Annotated in this window: 23 protein-coding genes; 13 read left to right on the top strand and 10 right to left on the bottom strand. The window is 68.2% G+C overall.

Annotated features, from left to right (window positions below):
- A partial coding sequence (locus tag EDC25_RS02920; RefSeq protein ID WP_207905697.1) for a transposase occupies positions 1-404 on the bottom strand: 404 nt, incomplete at its 3' end.
- A 138-nt stretch (positions 405-542) separates the two neighbouring features.
- Here EDC25_RS02920 and EDC25_RS02915 point away from each other — a divergent pair.
- From EDC25_RS02915 to EDC25_RS02905, 3 genes are all read left to right on the top strand, one after another.
- The gene (locus EDC25_RS02915; RefSeq protein ID WP_165910868.1) at positions 543-971 is read left to right on the top strand and encodes a DUF11 domain-containing protein; all 429 of its coding nucleotides are present in this window, start codon (positions 543-545) and stop codon (positions 969-971) included.
- A 100-nt stretch (positions 972-1,071) separates the two neighbouring features.
- On the top strand, positions 1,072-2,409 hold the full coding sequence (locus EDC25_RS02910) for a sensor histidine kinase (protein ID WP_123522253.1): 1,338 nt from the start codon (positions 1,072-1,074) through the stop codon (positions 2,407-2,409).
- Positions 2,410-2,418: 9 nt separating this feature from the next.
- Positions 2,419-3,045, top strand: coding sequence for a HutD/Ves family protein (locus EDC25_RS02905; protein ID WP_164484053.1), 627 nt, complete (start codon positions 2,419-2,421; stop codon positions 3,043-3,045).
- A 44-nt stretch (positions 3,046-3,089) separates the two neighbouring features.
- Here EDC25_RS02905 and EDC25_RS02900 read toward each other — a convergent pair whose 3' ends face one another.
- A complete protein-coding gene (locus EDC25_RS02900) occupies positions 3,090-4,409 on the bottom strand; it encodes a Vgb family protein (RefSeq protein WP_132577215.1) in 1,320 nt (439 codons plus the stop codon).
- Positions 4,410-4,423: 14 nt separating this feature from the next.
- Between EDC25_RS02900 and EDC25_RS02895 the strand changes: the two genes are divergently transcribed.
- Positions 4,424-5,218 (top strand): winged helix-turn-helix domain-containing protein, encoded by a 795-nt coding sequence (locus tag EDC25_RS02895; protein WP_132577214.1) that lies wholly within the window; start codon positions 4,424-4,426, stop codon positions 5,216-5,218.
- Positions 5,115-6,668 carry a TolB family protein gene (locus tag EDC25_RS02890; RefSeq protein WP_123522161.1) on the top strand — a complete coding sequence of 518 codons (1,554 nt, stop codon included), beginning with the start codon at positions 5,115-5,117 and terminating at the stop codon, positions 6,666-6,668. Before EDC25_RS02895 ends, EDC25_RS02890 begins: the two co-directional genes overlap by 104 nt.
- A 60-nt stretch (positions 6,669-6,728) precedes the next feature.
- Here the strand turns inward: EDC25_RS02890 and EDC25_RS02885 are convergent, their stop codons facing one another.
- Together EDC25_RS02885 and EDC25_RS02880 are read right to left on the bottom strand one after the other, a co-directional pair.
- The gene (locus tag EDC25_RS02885) at positions 6,729-7,232 is read right to left on the bottom strand and encodes an FHA domain-containing protein (RefSeq protein WP_123522160.1); all 504 of its coding nucleotides are present in this window, start codon (positions 7,230-7,232) and stop codon (positions 6,729-6,731) included.
- Between the two features lie 368 nt (positions 7,233-7,600).
- Entirely contained in the window at positions 7,601-9,952 is a 2,352-nt protein-coding gene (locus tag EDC25_RS02880; protein WP_123522159.1) for a penicillin acylase family protein, read from the bottom strand.
- 155 nt (positions 9,953-10,107) lie between these two features.
- Here EDC25_RS02880 and EDC25_RS02875 point away from each other — a divergent pair, with 155 nt between their 5' ends.
- The 4 genes from EDC25_RS02875 to EDC25_RS02860 all read left to right on the top strand — a co-directional run bounded on the left by EDC25_RS02875 (position 10,108) and on the right by EDC25_RS02860 (position 15,169).
- Positions 10,108-10,773, top strand: coding sequence for an RNA polymerase sigma factor (locus EDC25_RS02875; protein WP_164484052.1), 666 nt, complete (start codon positions 10,108-10,110; stop codon positions 10,771-10,773).
- The gene (locus tag EDC25_RS02870; protein ID WP_123522157.1) at positions 10,751-11,443 is read left to right on the top strand and encodes a hypothetical protein; all 693 of its coding nucleotides are present in this window, start codon (positions 10,751-10,753) and stop codon (positions 11,441-11,443) included. The genes EDC25_RS02875 and EDC25_RS02870 overlap by 23 nt, the downstream gene beginning before the upstream one ends.
- Before the next feature lie 163 nt (positions 11,444-11,606).
- The gene (locus EDC25_RS02865) at positions 11,607-12,035 is read left to right on the top strand and encodes a hypothetical protein (RefSeq protein WP_123522156.1); all 429 of its coding nucleotides are present in this window, start codon (positions 11,607-11,609) and stop codon (positions 12,033-12,035) included.
- Positions 12,036-12,208: 173 nt separating this feature from the next.
- Positions 12,209-15,169, top strand: coding sequence for a CHAT domain-containing tetratricopeptide repeat protein (locus tag EDC25_RS02860; RefSeq protein ID WP_123522155.1), 2,961 nt, complete (start codon positions 12,209-12,211; stop codon positions 15,167-15,169).
- A 31-nt stretch (positions 15,170-15,200) separates the two neighbouring features.
- On the opposite strand, the gene EDC25_RS02855 is transcribed toward EDC25_RS02860, so the two are convergent.
- The gene (locus EDC25_RS02855; RefSeq protein ID WP_123522154.1) at positions 15,201-16,226 is read right to left on the bottom strand and encodes an amidohydrolase family protein; all 1,026 of its coding nucleotides are present in this window, start codon (positions 16,224-16,226) and stop codon (positions 15,201-15,203) included.
- A gap of 144 nt (positions 16,227-16,370) precedes the next feature.
- Here EDC25_RS02855 and EDC25_RS02850 point away from each other — a divergent pair, with 144 nt between their 5' ends.
- The 4 genes from EDC25_RS02850 (at position 16,371) to EDC25_RS02835 (ending at position 18,766) form a co-directional block, all read left to right on the top strand.
- Positions 16,371-17,099 (top strand): SIMPL domain-containing protein, encoded by a 729-nt coding sequence (locus EDC25_RS02850; RefSeq protein ID WP_123522252.1) that lies wholly within the window; start codon positions 16,371-16,373, stop codon positions 17,097-17,099.
- A gap of 187 nt (positions 17,100-17,286) precedes the next feature.
- A complete protein-coding gene (locus tag EDC25_RS02845) occupies positions 17,287-17,865 on the top strand; it encodes a class I SAM-dependent methyltransferase (RefSeq protein WP_132577213.1) in 579 nt (192 codons plus the stop codon).
- A 194-nt stretch (positions 17,866-18,059) separates the two neighbouring features.
- On the top strand, positions 18,060-18,269 hold the full coding sequence (locus tag EDC25_RS02840) for a cold-shock protein (protein ID WP_123522152.1): 210 nt from the start codon (positions 18,060-18,062) through the stop codon (positions 18,267-18,269).
- Between the two features lie 239 nt (positions 18,270-18,508).
- The gene (locus EDC25_RS02835; RefSeq protein ID WP_123522151.1) at positions 18,509-18,766 is read left to right on the top strand and encodes an RNA recognition motif domain-containing protein; all 258 of its coding nucleotides are present in this window, start codon (positions 18,509-18,511) and stop codon (positions 18,764-18,766) included.
- 14 nt (positions 18,767-18,780) lie between these two features.
- Here the strand turns inward: EDC25_RS02835 and EDC25_RS02830 are convergent, their stop codons facing one another.
- From EDC25_RS02830 to EDC25_RS02810, 5 genes are all read right to left on the bottom strand, one after another.
- Positions 18,781-19,296, bottom strand: a complete 516-nt coding sequence (locus EDC25_RS02830) for a 3-hydroxyanthranilate 3,4-dioxygenase (RefSeq protein WP_123522150.1) — start codon at positions 19,294-19,296, stop codon at positions 18,781-18,783.
- Positions 19,297-19,306: 10 nt separating this feature from the next.
- On the bottom strand, positions 19,307-19,762 hold the full coding sequence (locus tag EDC25_RS02825) for a RidA family protein (RefSeq protein WP_123522149.1): 456 nt from the start codon (positions 19,760-19,762) through the stop codon (positions 19,307-19,309).
- 13 nt (positions 19,763-19,775) lie between these two features.
- Entirely contained in the window at positions 19,776-20,348 is a 573-nt protein-coding gene (locus tag EDC25_RS02820; protein WP_123522148.1) for a hypothetical protein, read from the bottom strand.
- Positions 20,345-21,796, bottom strand: coding sequence for an aldehyde dehydrogenase (locus EDC25_RS02815; protein WP_123522147.1), 1,452 nt, complete (start codon positions 21,794-21,796; stop codon positions 20,345-20,347). Before EDC25_RS02815 ends, EDC25_RS02820 begins: the two co-directional genes overlap by 4 nt.
- A gap of 247 nt (positions 21,797-22,043) precedes the next feature.
- Complete coding sequence (locus tag EDC25_RS02810; RefSeq protein WP_123522146.1) at positions 22,044-22,832, bottom strand: SDR family oxidoreductase; 789 nt, start codon at positions 22,830-22,832, stop codon at positions 22,044-22,046.
- Positions 22,833-22,841 lie beyond the last annotated feature (9 nt).

The raw sequence follows: 22,841 nt of genomic DNA, 5'->3' as shown, positions 1-22,841 counted from the left end.
CGCGACACCTCGCTCTTGGAGATCCCGCCCATGCCCATCGCCTTCACCAGCGCGTCCACGTTGCGGGTGGACACGCCCTGGACATAGGCCTCCTGGATCACCGCCGCCAGCGCCTTCTCCGCGGTCCTGCGCGGTTCCAGGAACCCGGGAAAGTAGCTGCCCTGGCGCAGCTTCGGGATGCGCAGCGGGATCGTCCCGGCGCGCGTGTCCCACTCGCGGTCGCGGTATCCGTTGCGCTGCACCAGGCGCTCGCCAGGCTTGCGCTCGCCCAAGGCCGCGTTGCAGCGGCCCTCGACGTCCAGATCCATCATCCGCTGGCAAACGAATTGGATCATGTCGCGCAGCAGATCGTTGTCCGAGCCCTTTTCAATCAGTTCCGCAAGGCTCATGCTCATGTCGGTCATCGTGGTGGTCCTAGGTTGGTTGAGTCGGCAAAACCCAACATACCCAAGTCGCCACGATGACTCCTACAACGCTCCTAACCCAATGAACAAGCAGGAGCTATTGGCAGATCTGTTACACCACGTCCAGGGACGCCACCCGTGGTGTTGACATACACCATCGAGGTCACCAATGCAGGTTCGCTGCCCCTCGCCAACGTGCAACTGAGCGATCCCCTTCCCGCCGGCGTAGAGAGCTTCGAATGGACATGTGCCGGCGCCTGGTGCCCCAATGGCAGCGGCAATGGTGCGATCAACGAGCTCATTCCGGATCTGCCCATCGGCGCGCAGCTGGTCTACACCGTTGCGGCCCAACTGCGGACCAATCCGCCCGCCGCCATCGTGAATACCGTGTCGGCGACTCCCGGCAGCATCGTGCGCTGCGCCCCAAGCGGTTCGCCACCGCCGTGCAGCGCTGATGCGGTCGTGCGCCAGAACTACAACGCCATCCCGATGCCGATTGGCGGCCCCTGGGTGGTATTGCTGATGGTGCTCGGCATGGTGTTGGTGGCGACCCGCCTCCGCTTCTGAGCGCGGGCGAGCATCGGGTCGAATCGAAGGGCCCTCGCGGGCCCTTCGTCGTTACGCCGGCTGAGCCGTTACGATGGCCTCCCGAATGCGTGACGGTGCCATGCGTCCCTATCAGCCCAATTCCCAGCGTGGCCTGAATTACGAACGCCGGGTCCTGCTGCTCGCCATGATGGCGGCGGTTCCCGGTCTGGTCGCACTGGCCGGCTGGTTGTGGTGGTCGGGCGCCGACAGCCAGGCCTGGCTGGGCCTGTTCACCCCGGTCTGCCTGCTCAGCATGGCGATGGCGGCCTATCTGCGTCGCCGCGTCGTCTTTCCGCTGTACACGCTCAGCAACCTGCTGGAAGCACTCCGCGAAGGCGACTTCAGCCTGCGCGGCACGCGCGCGCGCCGCGGCGATGCCATCGGCGAGGTGATCTGGGAAATCAATGCGCTGAGCGAGACGCTGCGGCAGCAGCGACTGCGCGTCGAGGAAACGCTGGCGTTGCTCACCAAGGTCATGGCGGCGGTGGACATCGCCATCTTCGCCTTCGATTCGCAGCAGCGCTTGCGCCTGATCAATCCGGCCGGCGAACGCCTGCTCGCGCGAAAGGCGGACGAGGTGCAGGGGCTGCTTGCCTCGGAACTGGGTCTGGACGACAGCCTGGCCATCGACAATGCCGCGACGATCAAGCATGCATTCCCGGGCGGCGCCGGCACCTTCGATGTCCGCCATGCGGTGTTCCGCGAAGGCGGGTTGCGCAACGACCTGCTGACCATCACCGACCTTTCGCAGGCACTGCGCGAAGAGGAACGTCGCGCCTGGCAGCGACTGATCCGCGTGCTTGGCCACGAACTCAACAACTCGCTGGCGCCCATCAAGTCGATGGCCACCACGCTGGCCGACCTGCTGATGCGTGAGCCGCCACCTTCGGACTGGCGCGAGGATGCCGGTTACGGACTGGGCGTGATCGCCGAGCGCGCCGACGCGCTGGCGCGTTTCATGGCCGGCTACACGGCGCTGGCGAAGTTGCCGCCGCCGCGCAAGCGCAGCGTCGATCTGTCCGGCCTGCTGGCGCGAGTACGCACGCTGGAAACGCGGGTGCCGGTCTCCTCGGACATTGCCGAGGGCATCCATGTCGAAGTCGATCCCGACCAGCTCGAACAGGCACTGATCAACCTGGTCAAGAATGCCGCCGAAGCCAGCGTGGCCCTCCAGGGTGGTGTGTCGATCCACGCCATCGTGCAGGCGGCTGTCGTCCGTATCGAGGTCATCGACGAAGGTCCGGGCCTGTCCGGCAGCGAGAACCTGTTCGTGCCGTTCTTCACCACCAAGCCCGGTGGATCCGGCATCGGGCTGGTGCTGGCGCGGCAGATCGTCGAAGCACACGGCGGAAGTCTCCGCCTGCGCAACCGCACCGATCGCAGCGGTTGCGTCGCCGAAGTCGTCCTTCCTGCATGACCCATGTCGTTGTCCACATCGATCCGGGAGTCAGATCAGATGTCCGTGCGCAAGGTTGCACTGGAAGAGGCGGCGCGCGTGCGCTGGCGCAACGATGGTGGCTGGACGCGCGAAATCGCGATGGGAAGCGCGGGGGCCGGCGCCGTCGACGCAGCCGGGGCCGACAGCGATTGGGACTGGCGCATATCGGTCGCCGAAATCGAGCAGGACGGACCGTTCTCCCGGTTTCCCGGCATCGACCGCTGCCTGCTCCTGCTCGATGGCGCCGGCATGTCGCTGCGCCGCGCCGGGCAACCGGACCGGACCGTCGTCCCGTCCGCTCCGCGCATCGACTTTCCGGGCGAGGATGACGTCGACTGCCGGCTGCGCGACGGACCGACGCGTGACCTCAACCTGATGTGGCGGCGATCGCGCCTCGTCGCCTCCATCGACCTCGTCGACATCGACGAAGCCATGGCGTGGACGGTCAATCCGGGTGTCATTGCCGTCGTCGTCCACGTCCTCGTTGGCTTCGTCACGATGGCGGGGGAGCCGCTTGCGATGACCGATACCCTGGTCCTCACGCCGCCGTTCCCGGATCGGTTTCAGGCTGGAGGAAAGACACGCCTGGTTATCGCGAGCTTCCGCAGCCATTGACGATGGACCCGGCCGTCGCGCGGCGGCGCCGGCGGACGCCGCTGTCAGCGCGGCCGATAGGTGAACCAGGCAACGAAGGCGACGCCGTCCTCGTTCACGTCGATCATCAGACCTTCGCCGTTGCGCGCGGCACCGCCGTACCAGGAGCCGGTTATCCATTCCGTCCCGGTCGCATGGGCGAAGCCCTGGGCCTGGCAGCGTGAGGTCGCCGCGCCACTCAGCAGGCGCTGGATGACATGGCCGCCCCGGCCGAAGCCGCCGGAATCCGCACCGGACGAGTTCCAGCTGAGGTGGGCGGTGGTGCAGCTGGTGAACTCGATGCGTGCCGCTCCCCAGCGACGGTGCTGGACGTCGTCGGGAGCGAAGTCATCACCGAATGCGGCGCCGAACGAGGCGACCACGGTGTCGATGTCGATGGCCCGCTCATGAACAGGCGCCGCACCGGTCAGCCAGAACTGGGAACCCATCTGTTCGACATCGATCGGTGTGGCGGCATCGTCCTCAGCGGGTATCAGGCTGAGATAGGTCGGACCGGAGGCCTGGCCGGCGCTGGCCTGTGCAAACAGGCCCAGGTTATGGCCGCTCTGCGGGTCTATTTTCACGACGCCGGCAGCGACAGCGACGAGAAGGTGGCCATCGCGTGTGAAGACCATGCCGGTCGGCCTGTTCAGGCCCGTGGCCAGTGCACCGATGAAGCTGCCGTTCACCGCCGAATAGCGCAGGACCTGACCACTGCCTTCGCTGCTCACCAGGACCGTGTCGCGCCCCGGTTCGAACAGGATACCGCGCGCCTGGTACAGCCCCCCGGAGCGCGGCGCGATGAACTGCGAGGTCGAGCCGGTCGCCGGGTCGTGGCGGACGACGCTGTGGCTGTTGTACCCCGGCACATAGAGTCTGCCGTCGGGTCCGAAAACCATGCCGTTGTCGGCGCCCCGTAGTCCACCCGCATTCGTGGGTACGGCGTCACCCCGGCTGGCGCCTGTGGCGAGGCTGAAACGCCTCACCAGGCTCTGGTTGTAGCTTGCGATCCAGATCTCGTCGTCCCTGAACTCCATTCCGGTCGCACCGAAGCCGTCAGGCAAGCGCACGGGTTCATCGATGGATTCGAGGCTCGCCGCATCGAAGCGGACGATGCGGTCGCGTTCCTCGGCGACGACATAGAGGCGCCCGTCCGGACCGATGCGCGTGGTCTGCGCGCCGCCAAGCTGGCCGCCCGTGCCGAGATTGCGTTGATGCTGCCCGGTGCAGGCATCGTAGATATGGACGTTGCCGCTAAAGTAGGCGCTCATCAGCAGCCGGTCGGGGCAACGGCCGGAAGCCGTCGCAGCCGTGGCGAGCAGGGAAAGGAACAGGAACATGCGCATCGTGGTACCTCCGTGTGACGAAGGTTCCAGCATCGCCATCGCCGTACCCGCCGCCTGACTTCCATGTCCTTTTTTTCTCCGTTTTTCATGAATTCAATGCTTTGCGCGGCAAGGGCATGAGCGACGCAGCGCTGACCGACTACCGCGTCGGCGATTGGCGGGTACGTGTCGATCGCCATGAGCTGGAGCGTGGCGGGGAGCTGCGGCGGCTGCAGCCGCGTCTGGTCGCGCTGCTGGGCTGCCTGGCGGCTGCGGCGGGGCGTACGGTGACCCGCGAGGAATTGCTGGCGCGCGTGTGGCAGCGACGGATGGTCAACGATGAAGTGCTTTCGCGCGCCATCGCCGACCTCCGTCGCGCCCTCGACGACGATGCCCGCCAAGCCTCGATGATCGAGACCGTGCCCAAGCTCGGCTACCGGCTTTGCGTGCCTGTCGAGCTGGTCGCGGAGGAAGCGGCGTTCATCAACTCCGGGGATCCCGGCAGCGACGCGACGGCGGAGTCCTCCGCACCCGCGGCGTTCATCAAGTCTTCCGCATCACGTCGGGTTGTCGTTGTGGCGGCGCTTGCGGCGGCGGTCGCGGTGCTGGTGGCGACCTGGTGGTCTGGCGTGCGGGGGGCCGCGGCCGGACACCACGTCGCCGGGCCTGTCGGCTGCGGATCTGGTCCACGCGCGTCCACTGGCGGGTGCGTCGGAACGCAACCTCATGCCCCGGTTTTCCCGCCAAGGGGGACTTTATGCCTTCAGTGCCGTCACCAACGGGGGCGAGGGCGCGGTCATCCATGTGCGCTCCCGCGATGGCCGGCTTGACCGCCGGTTCGACAATGACGGCGGCTGGGACGTGTGCCCGCAGTTCTCCGCCGATGGCGCGGACCTGATCTGGGCGCGGCACGATGCCTCGGGATGCCGCATCATGCGCGTTCCTGTTGCGGGCGGCACCCTGCAGACATTGGCGACGTGCGCGGGCGAGACACCGAGCTGTCCTGACCTCGATGCTGGTGGTCAACGCCTGCTCTATTCGGCGCCCGATCATCGCGGGCTGGCGGAGCTGCACCTTCCGACGTCTGCACTACGGGCGGTGACGGCCATCGAAGCCGGCACCAGCAATGATGCCGATCCGCGATGGTCACCGGATGGCCGGCATATCGCCTTCCTGCGTGGCCGCTCCTCGGATCGGGATGTCATGCTGCTGGCCCTGGACGAACGTGATGCTTTGCCACGACGCCTGGGCAACGTCCCGGCACGGCATTACGGCCTGGCCTGGCTGGACGCCAACCACCTGCTCCTTGCCACCGACAGCGAAGGGACGCGTGCCCTGGTGTCGCTGGACATCCGGGATGGCAGGCGCCAGCTGCTCGGCGGGCCCGGTGCCCGCCGTCCCGATCGCGCAGCGGATGATGCGCTGATCTGGGAGGTGGCCCGTTACCAGGCGCCGATCTGGCAGCTCGGAGGCGATGGCAGCGAAGGGCGGCTGTCACGACACTCCCGCAGCGATGGTCATCCCGCGCTGTCGCCCGACGGACGGCTGCTGGCCTTCCAGTCCAACCGCGAAGGTCCCGATTCCATCTGGATCCTCGATCGGGACAGTGGCGGGCAACGTCGCCTGCCCTTGCCGGCGAATACGCTGTGGCTGTATCCATCCTGGCTGCCGGACAGCAACGGTTTGCTGCTGGTTGGGCGGTCCGGTGGCGAGAGTGTCGCCTGGCGCTATCGCTTCGACGCTGCTGCGCCGGAGCGCGTGGCGGGACTGCCGACCGGTGTCCATGCGGTCAAGGGCACGGCAGACGGGACGCTGTGGTTCCTGCGCGATGACCCGGCTGCAGGCCAGCAGCTCTGGCGGCTGCGGCCCGGCGCCGGCGCGGCCGAACGGGTGGTCAAAAGGCCGGTCGCGACGTATCTGGTGCAGGACAGCGGCCTGTACGTGCAATTCCGCGACGACGCGATGCTCTGGCGCTGCAACGTCGAAGAAGTCAACTGCGATGGCGGCGGGCTGCATCTTGGCAGCACGCAGCCGGCCACCTGGACCTTGAGCGCTTCACACCTGTTCCTGCAGCGGCCGCAGGCGGACGGCAGCGTGCGCATCATGCGCCGCGCCTTGAACGGAGAAGGTGGGGAGGTGGAAACGCCGTGGACGATGCCGACGCTGCTGCCGCACGGTATGGCGGTATCGGCTGATGGCGGCACGGCCTGGGTGGCGCGTGCCGCACTGGGCGAGGTCGAGCTGTACTGGTTGCCGCCGACTGACCTTCGATTGCAATGAGTGGCGGCGCCGGTCACGGGCCTGTCGCAACCGGGCAGGCCCCCGACCCCAAGGCGCGGATCAGCCGCGCGTGAAGTACCAGGCGGCTGCCGCGCCGGCGGCGACCAGCACCGCGATCACGACCCAGATCGCAGCCGACGGGCCGCCACTCTTCGCCTCACCGGTTGCCGGCGCCGGCTGGGATGCGGCATCGCGCGCGCGCGCGTTGGCATCGCCGATCGATTCGATGAGGAAGCGGTTGCGGTCGAAGCCGATCTGGTCGCCGACCTTGAGTTCCGCGTTGTGCACCCATGCACCATTGACGAAGGTGCCGTTGGCCGAGCCGAGGTCGCGCAGTCGGATGCCGGCGGAGGTCGATTCGATGACGGCGTGATGGCGCGACATTTCCGCTTCGTCGATCACCAGGTCGCAGTCGCTGCCGCGCCCGATGGTCAGGCGCGCGGTGAGCGGGATGACCTTGCCGAAATACGCGCCGGTGACGCCGCGCAGTGCAACCTTCGGCGGCGCGGCGCGGACGACCGTGGCTTGCGGGTCGGCGGCGGAAGGGGTCGGATTGGTGCTCATCGTGGGGTTTCCTATGGATGTGAAAGTTACACAGGCACGTTCAGATCCAGCCGCACACGGGGCAGGCCGCAGGCAGGTCGTCCCGGGTCGACCGGCCGCCCACAGGCGCCTCCGCCAGCTCGGGCCGTGGCCGAACCATAGCAAAGGCGCGGGCAATCGGCGCGTGCCGCGTGTCCTGCGCGCCTGGATGCGACGGCTGGCTCACGCGCGACGACCATCGAGATCCGCGAGGGGGTGCGGCGGCGGACCGGCTGGGTCCTGCCGTGACGCTTGTCGGCGCCGCTGGCCTCGCGGCAGGCGGAAAGGCCACCCATTGGGCAGCCTTTCGGGTGCCTTTCGGCTTCGATCCGCCGGATGACCGGGGCCGGTTATCGCGCCGGCACCAGTTCCAGCGTCCAGTGCGGGGGTCCCGGCAGCAGCGGCGACGCGCGCCCTTCCGCCCAGTCATCGTGGCCGGCGTCGTAATAGGGCGAAAGGGGATGCCCGCTCTGGCCGGCAGGCGCATGCGCGAGCGCGCGTGACTCCGCGCCCGGCGCGATCACCGAACGCTGCGATGCGCCGAAGGCGACGCCCTGCACGCGTGGCATGAAGGCGTCGCCCGGCAATGCCTGCGCCGGCCGGTCGAGATGGCGCGCAAGCCAGCCCGGCAGCGCACCGGAAAGGGGATGACGGATCCGCACGGTGTTGGCTTCGCCCCAGGTGCGAGCCGCAAGGCCACCCGGCTGGTCTTCCAGCGCTTCGGCGACTTCCCGCGCGGCAGCGCGAAGCAGGGCGTTCCAGTCGGCATGCGGAGGCGGCAGCAGGTGCGCCGGGCGCTCGCGCAGGAGCTGCCAGACCACGCCTTCGTTCTGTCCGAGTCGCGGCCAGGTGAAATCGCCATCGTGCGCGCGCACGGGCGCCGCCAGGCCGCGCATGACGATGTCATGCACGCGGCCGCGGAATGCGCGCACCAGCCGGTAGGCGCTGCTGTCGGTGCAGGCGCAGCCATCCCAGATCGCGGTCGCAGCGGACAGCCCGGACAGGGCGCTGTCGTCCGGCGCCGCCTCGATGACCCGGCGCAGAAGGCGCCACCAGCGTTCGAGGAACAGCGCGCGGTCATCGAGCTGGATGGCCAGCAGGTCCGCTTCGCTGAAGCGCTCGCGTGCGAACAGGCCATCGCGGATCTGCGCCGCACGGGCGCCATTGTCATAACCACCATCGCCGATGACGGCCAGCGCGTCGCCATCGACCACGCGCGCATTGGCGGTCCACAACCGACCGCTCGGCGGGTCGATCACGCCCGGTGCGTCTTCCGGGGTGACCCAGCCCAGCCACAGATCGCCGTCGAGCGTGCGCCCGTCGACGGGGCGCGCCGGATCGTGGCCGGCGCGACGCAGCGGAATACGCCCGGCCAGTGTCCACGCGATCCGTCCCGAGGCGTCCGCCACCACCATGTTCTGGGCGGGGATGCCGGCGCGCCTGGCGACATCGACGGCGGCATCCACGTCGGTGGCGCGTTCCAGTTCGGACAGGGTCGCGTTGACCGCGCCGTCCCGATGCGCGGTCCAGACCAGCGCCAGCGCGGAACCGTCGCTGTCCTCGCCGATCACCGGGCCCCAGAGGGTTTCCCGCACGCGCAGCGTTTCCGGGTCGCCGCCGGCGACTTCGAGCGACTCCTCGAATTCAATGAACCGTTCGCTGCCATGGGCCGTGTGATAGGAAAGCCCGTCATCAGTGGTGTCCAGCCGCACCAGGTCCTGCCAGTCGCCATAGCTGTTGGTGAACGACCAGGCGACGTGGCCATTACTTCCGACGACGAGCGCAGGCACGCCGGGCAGACTGAGCCCATCCGCGCGCACGCGGCGCCCGCCCTCCGTGTATTCGAACCCGAGCCGGTACCAGATGTTCGGTGCCCGCAGTCCCAGGTGCATGTCGTCGGCCACCAGCGCGCGGCCGTCGCCGGTGAGCGTGCCGGCGACGGCGAAGTTGTTGCTGCCCGGAAGCATCGGCGTGGCGGCGTCGAGGCTGGCGGCGATGTCGTCGGGCTGCACCGAAGGATGTCGTCGCAGGTCGATGAGTCCGGGTCCAGGCAGGGGCGGGTCGGCCATGGCCTCGCCGGTGACCGGTGCATCCCACTCGGTGCCGCCGCGGACGATGAAGTCGAACACCTCTGTGGACAGGTGGCGGCGTGCACGTTCGAGCTGGCGTTCGCGACGGTTGTCGCCCTCCTGCAGGTCGAAAAACATCGCCAGTACGACCAGCAGTGAATCCTCGCTGCGCCAAGGCTGCGGCTGCTGTCGCAGCAGCAGATAGGGCCAGGGCCGCACGCTCAGCGCGGCGAGCCCGGCATTGACGCCGTCGCCGTAGGCATCCAGCGCGGCGCGCTCCTGCGTCGGCAGCGCCTGCAGCCAGCGCGTTGCACGATCACGGAAGCGGTGCAGCCGGTGGCGGCGATCCAGCGGCAGGGCTGCACCGCCGACCAGTGCCGCCAGCTCACCGGCGGCGACGCGCCGGGCCAGATCCATGTCGAGGAAGCGCTCCTGCGCATGCACGAAGCCCAGTGCGCGCGACAGGTCGGCGCGGCTGCCGGCGCGCAGGGTCGCGATACCCTGGCTGTCGCGCTCGATCGAGACCGTGGCTGCCAGGCCGGGCAGCGGGTGTTCGCCGTCCAGTGCCGGAAGACTGCCCCGGACCAGAATCCAGGCCGACAGAATGACCAGTCCGGCCAGCATCACGACCATTCCCGCAGACCACGCCAGCCGTCGTCGCCATCGATTCACAGGCTTCCTCCGTTAAATGGATCACACTCCGGGCATGTTAGCCGTGTGGTCGGGTCGTTGCCGCCGTGTGTTCCGGGTAGGATGGCGGCAGCAGCATGGATGGATGCGGGGTTGTGGTGAGCACAGGGAAGGCGAACGAGGGACAGGAGACGTGGTTGCCGCTGGTCGGGCGCATCGCCGCGGGCGACCGCCAGGCAGAAGGCCAGCTGATCGGGCAGTTCCGCGCCGGTATCTATGCGTTGGCCCGCCGGCACTGCCGGCCCGGTGATCCGGCCGTGGACGACGTCGTCCAGGACGTGATCTGCCATCTTCTCGAGCAGCTTCGCCGCGGTTCCATCAAGGATCCGCGTGCCTTGCCGGCCTACATCCGCACGTCGGTGGTGAACGCCTGCACCAGCGAATACCGGCGTCGGCGCATGCGCGCGGAGTCGGTCCCTCTGGACGACGTCGTGATGATCGCGCCGGATGCGCATGACCCGGCGATCGCATTCCAGAACCAGCGCGTGGCGCTGGCCATCCGGCAACTGGTGGCCGAGATGCCCGTGCAGCGCGATCGCGAGCTGCTCGTCCGCTTCTATCTCAATGAGGCGGACAAGGAACGCATCTGCACCGAGCTCGGCATCGAAGCCGGACACTTCCATCGTGTCATCTACAGGGCACGGGAACGATTTCGAACCTTGCTGGTAAGGGCGGGTCTTGTCCAGGAGGGTGGGACAACGGCGCCCTTGCCGACTCCTGAGACGCAGGAAGTCCGCCGCGATGGCGGGCAACGGAGTGCATGAACGGATGACGGGGATTTCCGAGTTGAGTGCGGACCTGCCGCACTGGCTGGAGCACGCCTGGCTGGAACGTTATCTGGATGGCGAGCTCGAAGCCCATGAGGAAGAGGCTTTCGAAGCCTACCTTCTCGACAAGCCTCACCTGATTGCCAAACTGGACGCCGACAACCTGCTGCGTGCGGCGATTGCCGAGGATGCCGGCGCGCTCAAGGACGTCCGGGTCTCGGACGTCTCCAGCGGCGTGCGCGAGACGCGTCGTTCCCATCAGGGCCCGACCGGATGGCTTGCGCTGGCCGCCGGCCTGGTGTTCGGTGTCGGCCTGAGCTGGCTCGGCTCCCCGTATCTGGGCGATATCCATGCCGGAACCCATGCGCCGTCGCGGATCGTCTTCGACACCCTGCGCGGCGAGCTGTCCGCGCCGCGCGAGGAGGCCGGTGATCCGGCAGCGCCGGTGCGCGTCTACGAACTGCCGCTCCCTCCGGGTGCCAATGTGGTGTCGGCGCAGGCGGTGCACGATGGCCGGGCGACGCCGCTGCCCCCGGCCTCGCCCTCGACCGACGGCTACCTGACCTACCTGGTTCCGGCGTCCTGGCGCGGCCGCGGCGAATTCCGGATCGAAATCGATTTTGCAGACGGGCGTACTGCCGGAACCCGTCTGACATTCCCGCTGTAGCCACCCTGCACCCCGGAAGGGGCCGGTATTGCCGGGGTGGCGTGGAGGCGCCAGCCGGCTTCGGACCGCCGGTCCTTCTGGTTCCGTGCACCCCCGCAACCGCGGGGCGCGGTGTCGATGCGGGAAACGCGCCGGCCACTGTTCATGACATATGGAGGGAGACATGACCGATTACGTGCTCAAGCGTTCGAGCGGGATCAACTGCGTGGCGTGGGAGACGCTGGACGCGTTGCTGCCGCTGCCCGGCAGGAAAGGCTGGACCCTGCACACGATCGACACGCCGTCGTCGCGGGGCGGTGCCGATTACATCAAGAAGGGCGACCGCATCTGCGTCACACGCGCAGGCCAGGGTTATGAGATGGTGCTGGCGCGCACTGGCATTCCGGATCGCGTGCACCGCAACGTCCGTCTCGAGGGCGTATCGGGATTCGACAACCTCTGGGCGCGGGCAAGCGCTGACGGACTGGATCTCTACCTGTACCTGCTGCGCACGGAAGACGGCATTCGCCAGGTGCATGTCGAAGTGTTCTACATCGGAACCAGCTACGACGGCGAGCGCCCCGCTGCGCCGGGCCAGGTCGAAATCCGCTGACAAACCCGCCACAATCATCCAGGAGACAATCATGAGCAACCGCATCCATGGCGTTCCCGTTCGCCAGGCTGGCAATACGCCGCGTGTGGAAGACGAAGAAGGTCGCGCAAAAGAGGATTGAAGGGCGATCTCCGTTACTGCATGGCAAGGCGGCCCGATGGGCCGCCTTTGTCATGGCCGCTTGTCCGCTGTCGGCAAGTGCGGCGCCCCCCGCCACCGATCTGCATTGCGGCGTCGATGTGGAGGTCGCGATCCCGGCCGGCATCAACACGGTCCTGGCTGTCCGTGACGACACCTCCGCCTTCCTGGAAATCGGCGAACGCGGCCGGGATCTGGCCTGGCGCACCGGCGATGCCGGTGACTTCACACCCGTCTCGCCGCGGCCACCCCGCTGGGGCAAGATGCTGGTACGCGTGGCGGTCGAGGACAGAGTCCAGATCAGGCTCGACGACCGGAACAGCGAGCCGGGGGCGGCACACGTACGGTTGCATTGTGGCCAGGACGCCGGAGTCGAGCAGCTGGCGCAATGCCTGGATGGCGTTGCACGGGGATGGCCCGGCTGGTCCAGCCTGGCGCGGCAATGGCGTGCTCCTGAAGGCACCTGCACCGCCTTCCACCTGCACGAGGCGGCCGCACGGGCGTCGGAACGCGGTGACTACGCTGCGGCAATCACCCTGTATTCGCGTGCCGCCGAAGTCTGGGAAAGGCTGGGCCAGCCGGCGCGCGCCGCAGCGGCGACGCTGGGTCTGTCGGAGCGCCTGGCCGATGCTGGCCATTACGACGCCGCGCTGGATGCGGCCATTCGCGCGGCCGCCATGGCGCGCGAAGCCGCGGCACCCTATTACGCATTGCGCGCCGAATCGGCGCGTTGCCTGATGCTGGACGACATGGGGCGCCTTGCCGAAGCCGCGGCCTGCCTCCGGCCGGTTCCCGATGCCTTCGCGGCGCTGGGGGAAATCGTCGAGGCGGCGAACACCTGGAACAATCTCGCCGCCTTTTACCTGGATCGCGGCGACCCGGCGGCCGCGCGGCGCGACATCGAGCGCGCCCGCGCCTACGCCGATCGGCTCCCACCGCGCATCCACGCCCGGCTGCACCTGAGCGTTTCCCGCGTGGCGGCCGCCGAAGGCCGTTTCCCGGACGCGCTGGCTGCGTTGCAGGCGTCGTTCGACGCCGTCGAACAGGTGGACGACACACGCGGCCGCGCCAACGTGCTGCTGCAGGCGGCGCGCCAGTACCAGCGCATCGCCGCGCCGCTGGAAGCGCGTGCCATGGCCCTGCAGGCGCTGGACCTGTACACGCGGCTTGGCGCACCCGAGCGCATCGCCGCTGCCACTACGGTACTGGCACGCCTGGATTTCGATGAGGGCGACCTCGCCTCGGCGGTGGAGGCGGCCGAGGCAGCCGCAGTGCTGTATGCGCAGGGCGGCCTGCGGCTGGAAGAACTGGCTGCCTGGCTGCTGGCGGCACGCGCCGGCGACGAGCGCGCCTGGCCCGTCATCGATCGCCTGCTTGCGGAAGGCGATCCGGGTTCGCCCTGGCAGTCCATACAGATTGAACTGGCGCGCGGCGAACAGGCGGTGCTGGTGGCAGGCCCCGCCGAATCGGCGAGCCTGGCTGCGCGCATGGATGCGCTGTCCGGGCAGGTGCAGGACATCCAGCAGTGGCTGGACATCCAGCGGCTGCGCGCACGCGCGCTGCTGCGTGCCGGACGCGCGGATGACGCCCGTGCCGGTCTGGAAGTGGCGCTGGCCCGTCACCGCAAGCTGGTGCAGGCGGCCCGGATGCCGTCGCTGCGACAGATGCTGCTGCGGCAGTCACGCTCGCTGGTCGCAACCTGGATCGATGCCCTGCTGGCGCTTCCCGAAGGCGACCGTCCGGAACCCGGCGCGATCCGCGGGCGCCTGCGCTGGATGTACGGCATGCACCTGCTGCAACCCCGCGGCGATGATGTGCGCAAGGCCGACGCGGAACTGGATCGCGAACTCACCGGCCTCTTACGCACCGGGGATGCCGGCGACCCGACCTCGCGCATGCGTGCGCAGCATTCGCTGCTGTATCTGTTCGCTTCCGCGGGAACGTCGGACCTGCCGGCGGAATCGCTGCCGCGGCTGCGTTCGCCCGAGCCGGCGCCCGCCGGCGTGGCACGGCTGACATTCGGCGTCGGCGAGCAAGGCGCGCTGGCGATTGTCGAACGGGAAGGGCAGCTCAAGCTGCTGACGTTGGCGTCGCCGTCTGACCTCGCTGCGCGCGTCCGGACGCTGGCTGGCCTGGTGCAGAAGCGCGACGCATCGGCGGCGGAAGTCCATCGCGTCGCTGCGGAACTGTCCGCCGACCTGCTGCCGCCCGCGCTGGGTGCGCCACCGTCGCAGTTGTGGATCGACTGGGATCCCCATCTCGCCACCGTGCCGTTCGCGCTCCTGCCCTGGCCGGGGCGCGACTGGCCGATGGTCGAGGACATCGCCGTCAGCCGGCGCCTTGGCGACGAACGTGCGCCGCTGCAGCGACCCGATGGCATCGATCTGCTGGTCGCCGCGGCGCCCGCCGGATCCGGTTCGGAGGATCTGCCCTGGCTGGCTGGCGCCGAGCGCGAACCCGGTCTTGTCGCCGCCGCCTTCCCGCAGGCCCCGGTCCGCACCCATGGCGGTCGCACCGGCGGGCGCGCACAGCTGCAGGCGCTGCTGGGTCGAGCCGGGACCTGGCTTCATGTCGCCGCACACGGCGTCAGTCGCAGCGGCATCCAGGGCCTGGCAGGCCTATGGCTGGAGCCCGAGGGCGAAGGCGGCGCGCCGCAGTTCGTCAGCTGGCTGGGCCTGGCCGATACGCCGCTGGCGGCCGATCTCGTCGTGCTCAACGCCTGCCAGCTGGCTGACAGCGATGCCGCCGTCAGCGCCGCGATCGGATTCGCCACCGCGCTGGCTGCGGCGGGGGTGGATCATGTCGTCGCCGCCAACTGGCAGTTGAGCGACAGCGCGTCGGCGGTGTGGGTGCCCGCGTTCTATCGCGCGCTGGCCGAAGAAAACGGCACCCCTGTGACGGCGCTTCGCCAGGCCCAGCTGGCACTGCGCCGAAGCCGCGCCTTCCGGCATCCGTTCTACTGGGCAGGGCTGGGTCACCTGCAGGGCATGGACTGATCCACGACCCTGCGCAGCACCTCGAGGGCCCTCAGGCGCTTGCGGCGCGCTGGAAGCGTTCGACCGGCAGGTCGAGCCAGGACAGCGCGCTGCCGTGGAACAGCCGTGCCTGTTCCGTCTCGTCGAGACCGAGGTTGCGGATATGGCTGCCGGGTTCCTGCTCGCCCAGCGGGAACGGGTAATCGGTACCGAGCATCACCGTGTCGACGCCGGCGACATCGAGCAGGTAGCGCAGCGCGCGATCATCGTGCACGCAGGAATCGAACCAGATGCGGCCGAAGTAGTCGCGCGGATTGCGCGGATTGTCGGTCGCCACCAGGTCGGGCCGCATGCGGAAGCCGTGTTCGATGCGGCCGATGGTGTACGGGTAGCTGCCACCGCCATGCGCGAAGCAGACGCGCAGCCGCGGCAGGCGTTCCAGCACGCCGCCGAAGATCAGGCTGCAGGCCGCGCGTGACTGCTCGGCCGGCATGCTGACCAGCCACGGCAGCCAGTATTTCGGCATCGACTCGCGACCCATCATGTCCCAGGGATGGACGAGGATCGCCGCGCCGAGATCGGCGGCGGCCTGGAAAAACTCGAACAGTTCCGGTGCGTCGAGATTCCAGTCGTTGACATGGCTGCCGATCTGCACGCCCGCCAGGCCAAGCTGGTCCATGCAGCGTTCCAGCTCCCGGATCGCCAGCGTCGGCGACTGCAGGGGAACCGTGCCCAGTCCGATGTAATGCTGCGGCCACTGCCGGCAGACCTCGGCGAGATGGTCGTTGAGGTTGCGGTGCAGGTCGAGGGCGTGATGGCCCTTGGCCCAGTACGAGAACATCACCGGTACCGTCGAGACCACCTGCACGTCGACGCCGAAGCGCGCGTAGTCGGCGATGCGTGCTTCGGCGTCCCAGGCGTTCGGCCAGATCTCCCTGAAGAACTTGCCTTCGCGGTAGATGCGGTGGCGGCCGTCGTCGGTGTGGTGGATCACCGGGAAGCGGGGATCGCCATACCTGGCCGAAAGGTCCGGCCAGTCGCGGGGCAGCATGTGCGCATGGGTATCGATGATCAGCATGGCGGCGATTGTAGCCCGCCGTTTCCGGCAGGGCTGTGGCAGGATCGGACCGGGAATCCGCACCGGCCGGATTGCGCTTCAGGAGCCGTTGCCGACCGCGCCCGCATGCTGTCCGCCATCCGTACCGCAGCCGTGGAGTCGATCATGCGTCATCCTGCCATCGCCATCCTTGCCGCCCTGGTGTTCGCCTTCGGAGGTTCCATCATGTCCGTCCATGCCCAGTCACCCGCTCCGGCGGCGGTCTCCAGTGATGGCACGCTGCTGTCGGTGTCGGCCCGCGCCGAAGCCAGCCGTGCGCCCGATGTCGCGACGCTGTCCATCGGCGTGGTGACGCAGGCCGCCGACAGCGCAGCGGCGATGCGCCAGAACGCCGAGCAGATGAACCGGGTGATGGCGGCGATCCGTTCGCTGCGCATCGCCGACAAGGACGTCCAGACCAGCGGCGTCAGCCTCAGCCCGCAGTACCGCTACACGCAGGGCGAGGCGCCGGCGATCACCGGCTACCAGGCCAGCAACACCGTCAGCCTCAAGGTGCGGGACCTCGCCCGCCTTGGCGAAGTGATGGATGGCCTGGCCGGGCAGGGCGCCAACCAGATCCACGGGCCGGGCTTCCAGATCGACGATCCCGAGCCGGTGTACGACGAAGCCCGCGTCGCCGCCATCGCCAAGGCGCAGGCGCGTGCGGAAACCTACGCCAAGGCGCTCGGCATGCGCGTGCGTCGAATCGTGAGCATTTCCGAAGGTGGCGGCTTCATCCAGCCGATGCCGGTGATGGCCATGGCGAAGATGGACATGGCCGAAACCACGCCGGTGGCGCCGGGCGAAAATACGCTGTCGGTGGAGCTGCAGGTGGTTTTCGAACTCGGCCGCTGATGGAATCCGGCCCCGCCAGCGCGGCCACCGTTACGCTGCAGTGCGGCACGACGGCGTACGCGGCGGGGGTGCCAACGGGACAGGTGTCGCATTAGGCTTTTGAGCCATGGATGAATCCGCCGGTTTGACCGCAAGGACTGGTTCCCCATCGACCCGGCGCCGACTGCGTCAGGCCTGGGTGTTCGCAGTGAACTTCATCAAGCACCCGCGCATGGTCGGTACCTTCGCCGTCAGTTCGCCGGCCCTGGTGCGGCGACTGCTCGACGGCGTGGACTGGTCGAATCGGCGCAGGGTGGTCGAGTTCGGTCCGGGCGTCGGCACCATCACCGGTGCGGTGCTGGATGCGATGGCGCCGGAGGCGCGCCTGCTGGCCATCGAGATGAATACCGACTTCGTGCGCGAACTGGCACTGCGATTTCCCGATCCGCGACTGGAGATCGTCAACGCCAGCGCCGCCGACCTGGAAGGCGAGCTGGCGGCGCGGCAATGGGCGGACACCGACCTGGTGATCTCCGGCATTCCCTTCAGCACCATGCCGGCGTACGTGCGCGACGGCATCCTGGACGCCGTGGCGCAATCGCTGGCGCCCGAAGGCGAGTTCCGGGTGTACCAGTACGCCAACCATGTCCTGGAGCCGCTGCGGGCGCGTTTTGCCGTGGTTGAGCGCGAGACGGAGTGGCGCAACCTGGTTCCGGTCAGGCTGTTCCGCTGCCGTCAACCCCTCATCGGGACGGGTGAAACTGAACGATCCGCGCCATCATCCTGAGCCGGTTCGCTTTTTCAATTGTCTGGCGTTACACTGCCTGCGCTGTGATTGTCAGGGATCACGGTGAATCGTGATCCGATGCGTCAGTTCCACCGAGTGTGTACAACGCTTCGTCCCGCTCACTCCCTGCAACCCAGTATCACCCGACGCTTTTTCGCCTCGGGGTTGTTCCCAACATTGCAAGGAGTTTCACCATGTCCGATCGTCAGACCGGCACCGTCAAGTGGTTCAACGACGCCAAGGGCTTCGGCTTCATCACGCCGGAGAGCGGTGACGACGTGTTCGTCCACTTCCGCGCCATCGTCGGCACCGGCTTCAAGTCGCTGCAGGAAGGCCAGAAGGTCAGCTTCATCGTGACGCGTGGTCAGAAGGGTCTGCAGGCCGATCAGGTCCAGGTTCTCTGATCCACCCTCAACCGGGCGCCCCGTGCGCCCGGTTGAACAGTGTCGCCCCGACTGCCCTGCATCGGGGCGATTCTTTTTAGCGCTTCCGGAATCCGCGGAAGACCCTGTTCGCGCACCGTCCCCGGTATCGGGACCCTGGCGAACCCCATCCGGACACGCCGCAGGCCCGTGGCGATGACGCAGCACGCCGTCAACGCCAGGTGCACGGAACGATCCGCTCCGTACCCAAGGAGATCTCCATGTTGACCATTACCGTTCGCGGCCTGCCCCGTTCCATGACCGAGAAGGGTCTCACCGACCTGTTCGAGGCGCACGGCCGTGTCCGCGGCCTCAAGCTCGCCAAGGATCTTTTCAGCGGCGAGTGCAAGGGCTTCGCCGAACTCCAGATGGAAGGCCACGAAGCCCGTGCCGCCATCGCCGCGCTGGATGGCTCCATCCAGGGCGCCGAGTCGATCCGCGTCAGTCTCGCTTCGCAGGGTCGCGGCCGCCGCCGCTGACCGCAGCCTGCCCGTCAGGTGTATTTCGCCGGCGCCGGATGCACGGCGCCGCACTGCTTGCAGGTGCGATGTTCCATCGAGCGGTAGAAGCGCTCGAACACCGCCGGGAAGTCCTTCTCGATATCGCGCAGCGGGAAGAATTCCTCGTAGACCTTCGCGTTGCAGTCCTGGCAGAACCAGATCAGGCCGTCGAGCTCGTGCCCGAGCCGCCGGCGCTCGATGACCAGGCCGACCGAATCGGCCATGCGCTGCGGTGAATGCGGTACCCGCGGTGGCAGGTAGAAAATCTCGCCGGCGCGGATCGGCACGTCACGCGGCCCCTCATCCGTCATCAGCTTCAGCACCATCTCGCCTTCGAGCTGGTAGAAGAACTCGGGGCCTTCGTCGTAGTGGTAGTCGGTGCGCTGGTTCGGCCCGCCGACGATCATGACGATGAAATCCTCGTCATAGATACACTTGTTGCCGACCGGCGGCTTCAGCAGGTCGCGGTGGCGTTCGATCCAGGCCTGGAAATCGATGGGCGGCAACATGTCCGGCTCCTCAGTCGTTGTCGCGCCGGAGCGCGGCGATGCACTTGAGTTCGATCGCGATGGGCGTTGGCAGCGCGGTGATGCCCAGCGTGGTACGGCAGGGCGCGCGCGCGGGATCCGGGAAATGTTCGGCCCAGACCGCGTTGTAGGTGCGGAAATCGCGCGCCATGTCGGTAAGGTAAACCGTCACGTCGACCAGGTCATCCCAGCCGGCACCGGCCGCTTCCAGCACCGCCCGCACGTTGGCGAACACCGCGCGCGCCTGCGCCGCGATGTCGTATTCGACCATCGTGCCGTCACCGTCGTAGCGGTTGCCGGGAATCTCGTCCGTGCCGGGCGTACGCGGTCCGATGCCGGACAGGAACAGCAGGTCGCCGACGCGGCGGGCATGCGGATAGGCGCCGACCGGCGCGGGTGCCTGTCCGGTGTGGATGCTGCCGCCAGGGGCCTCGGCCGTCTTCGTCATGTCGATCCGGGCGTCAGTTGCACTGCAGGGCGCCGGCATCGGTGACCAGCACCGCTTCACCGACGATCAGCTCGGCCACCGGTCGCGACCAGTATTCGAAAACCGAACCGCCGGCGATGACCGGGCAGCTGGAGGTGTATTCGCCCGCCATGGCGCCCGGTGCGCGGATGAACAGGTTGAGCTTGATCGGCTCGCGACCGTTGTTGCGCACTTCCAGCGCAATGCTGCCGTCGCCGGTCTGCGCGAGCTTGAAGTCCAGCACCGCGTTGCGGCTGGATTCGCGCCGCTCGGGTGCACGCCAGCGGCGGAAAACGTTGTTGTCGAAATCGGCCACCGCCTGCAGCTCCTCCCCGAGCATGATGCTCAGGCTGTTGGGCAGGATGGCCGGGCGGTATTGGGGAATGCGCTCTTCCTGCGTCTGCCCGTCCGCGAGCCGAACCCGGGTGACGACATCGAACCGGCATTCGCCGCGCAGGCACATCTCGCGCAGCATGCGCTCGTCCACCTCCGGCAACTGCTGTGCGGACAGAGGCGTTGCGGTCAAGATCGCGGACGCAACAAGAAAAATGAAATATCGCAGCTTCATGTCGATGCTCCCCAGCTCAGACATACGTTCTTGGCTTCCGTGAAGAAGCGCAGTGCTTCCAGGCCGCCCTCCCGGCCGAGGCCGGATTCTTTCACACCGCCGAAGGGCGTGCGCAGGTCGCGGTTCAACCAGGTGTTGATCCAGACGATGCCCGCCTCCAGCACGCTGGCGACGCGGTGGCCACGACTGATGTCGCGCGTCCACACCGATGCCGCCAGGCCATAGCGGCTGTCATTGGCGATCGCCACCGCCTGCGCCTCGTCGTCGAAGGGCAGCAGGGTGGCGACCGGCCCGAAGATCTCGTCCTGGTTGGTGCGGCATCCGGAAGGCAGGCCCTCGATCACCGTCGGCGCGATGAACCAGCCGTCGGCGCAGCGGCCCTCGACGTGGACCGGTTCGCCTCCGCAGAGGATGGCTCCGCCTTCCTGGCGGGCGGTTTCGATGCAAGCGGTGATCTTCCCGAAATGTTCGCGCGAAACGACCGCTCCCAGGTCGACGTCGGCGTTTTCAGGGTCGCCCACCCGCAGGGCGCGCGCCCGTTCCACGAAGGCCTCGCGGAAGCGCGTGTAGATCGACGACTGCACCAGGATGCGCGATCCGCACAGGCAGATCTGCCCCTGGTTGGTGAAGGCGGCGCGGACGGCGCCATCGATGGCGGCGTCGAAGTCGGCATCCTCGAACACCAGCGTGGGGTTCTTGCCGCCCAGTTCCAGCGACAGCTTGCGGAAGCGCTCCGCATTGGCGGCGGCGATGGCGGCACCGGTGCGGGTGCTGCCGGTGAAACTGATCGCCTTGATGCCGCCATGCGTCACCAGCGCCTGGCCAGTCACCGCGCCGCGGCCCTGCAGGATGTTGAGCACCCCCGGTGGCCAGCCCAGCGCGCGGGTGAGTTCGCCGAGCATGAAGGCCGTCAGTGGTGTCACCTCGGAAGGCTTGGCGACCACCGTGTTGCCGGCTGCGAGCGCCGGCGCGATCTTCCAGGTGAGCAGGTAGAGCGGCAGGTTCCAGGGCGAGATCGCGGCGACGGCGCCCAGTGGCTGGCGCAGCGTGTAGTTCAGGCGGCCGTGGTCGTGATGGCTCTCGCTGGCGAACTGCTCGCCGGCGCTGGCGAAGAAGCGCAGGTTGGCGACCGCGCGGGGAATGTCGAGGGATTTCGCCAGGTGCAGCGGCTTGCCGCTGTCGCGTGATTCGGCGCGGGCGAAGTCCTCCAGGCGTGCCTCGATCGCATCGGCGAGCTGGCGCAGGTGCCGGCCGCGCTGCTCGGGCGCGAGGGCGGACCAGGCGGGAAAGGCGTCGCGGGCCGCCCCGATGGCCGCGCTGACCTGCTCGGCGTCCGCATCTCCCAGCTCCGCGATCACCCGTCCGGTGGCGGGTTCATGGACGGGGAGCACCTGGCCTCGGCCGGGCACGATGTCGCCGCCGATCAGATGGCCGATGTGGAGTTCCATGGGGGCCGAGCATAACGGCATTTGTCCGGCATTACTGCCCGAAGGCCGTCAAATCAAGGGCCTGTCACATGAATTTACGATTCCACGGGCAGTTTTCGGGACAGGCCGCGACGCCACGTTCCGGTGCTGGCCCGTACCCGGAAGCAGCCTGCTCCTCGCACGTTCCAGGTGGCATGGATGCCGGTACCGGCTGCGGAAACCGCGGAAACCAGCGCGCCCGGGCGCGTCCGCGCGACGGGCGAGGCGCTCAGAGCGCGCGGGTCCGGCCGCCGTCGACGGCGAGGGTGACGCCGTTGATGTAGGCGGCGGCGGGCGAACACAGGAAGGCGATGGCGGCGGCGGTTTCATCGGGCGTGCCGAATCGGCCGGCCGGCACGGCGGCGAGCATGCCGGCGGCGACTTCCGCCTCGCTCCTGCCGCTGCGCTGGGCATTGCCGGCGATGATCGCCGCCAGCCGGCCGGTCTGCGTATAGCCGGGCAGCACGCTGTTGACGGTGATGCCGTGCGGGCCCAGCTCGCTGGCCAGCGTCTTCGCCCAGCTCGCCACGGCGCCACGGACGGTATTGGACACGCCCAGGTTCGCGATCGGCTCGCGCACCGAAGTGGAAATGACATTGACGATGCGCCCGAAGGCGGCTTCCTTCATGCCGTCGAGCACGGCCTGCACGAGGATCTGTCCGCCGACCACGTGGCGCTGGAAGGTGCGCAGGTAATCCTCCGGCGAGGCCGTGCAGGCCGGACCCGGTGGCGGCCCGGCGGTGTTGTTCACCAGGATCTGCACGCGCGAGCCGGCGACCAGCGACTGCACCTTGCGTTGCAGCGTCGCGCCGTCATCCATGTCGACGGCCAGCCAGCCGTGGCGCTGCGCGCCGTGTACCTGCGGCAGTGCCTGCGCGACGTCTTCCAGCACGGACGCCCGTCGCGCCAGCACGGTCACGTCGGCGCCAAGTGCCGCCAGTTCATGCGCGGCGGCGCGACCGATGCCTTCCGAGGCGCCGCATACCAGTGCGTGCTTGCCAGTGAGATTGAGGTCCATCGCGTGTCC

The organism is Pseudofulvimonas gallinarii (assembly GCF_004343305.1).
Taxonomy (GTDB): domain Bacteria; phylum Pseudomonadota; class Gammaproteobacteria; order Xanthomonadales; family UBA2363; genus Pseudofulvimonas; species Pseudofulvimonas gallinarii.
This window is presented reverse-complemented; position numbering and strand designations above follow the sequence as displayed.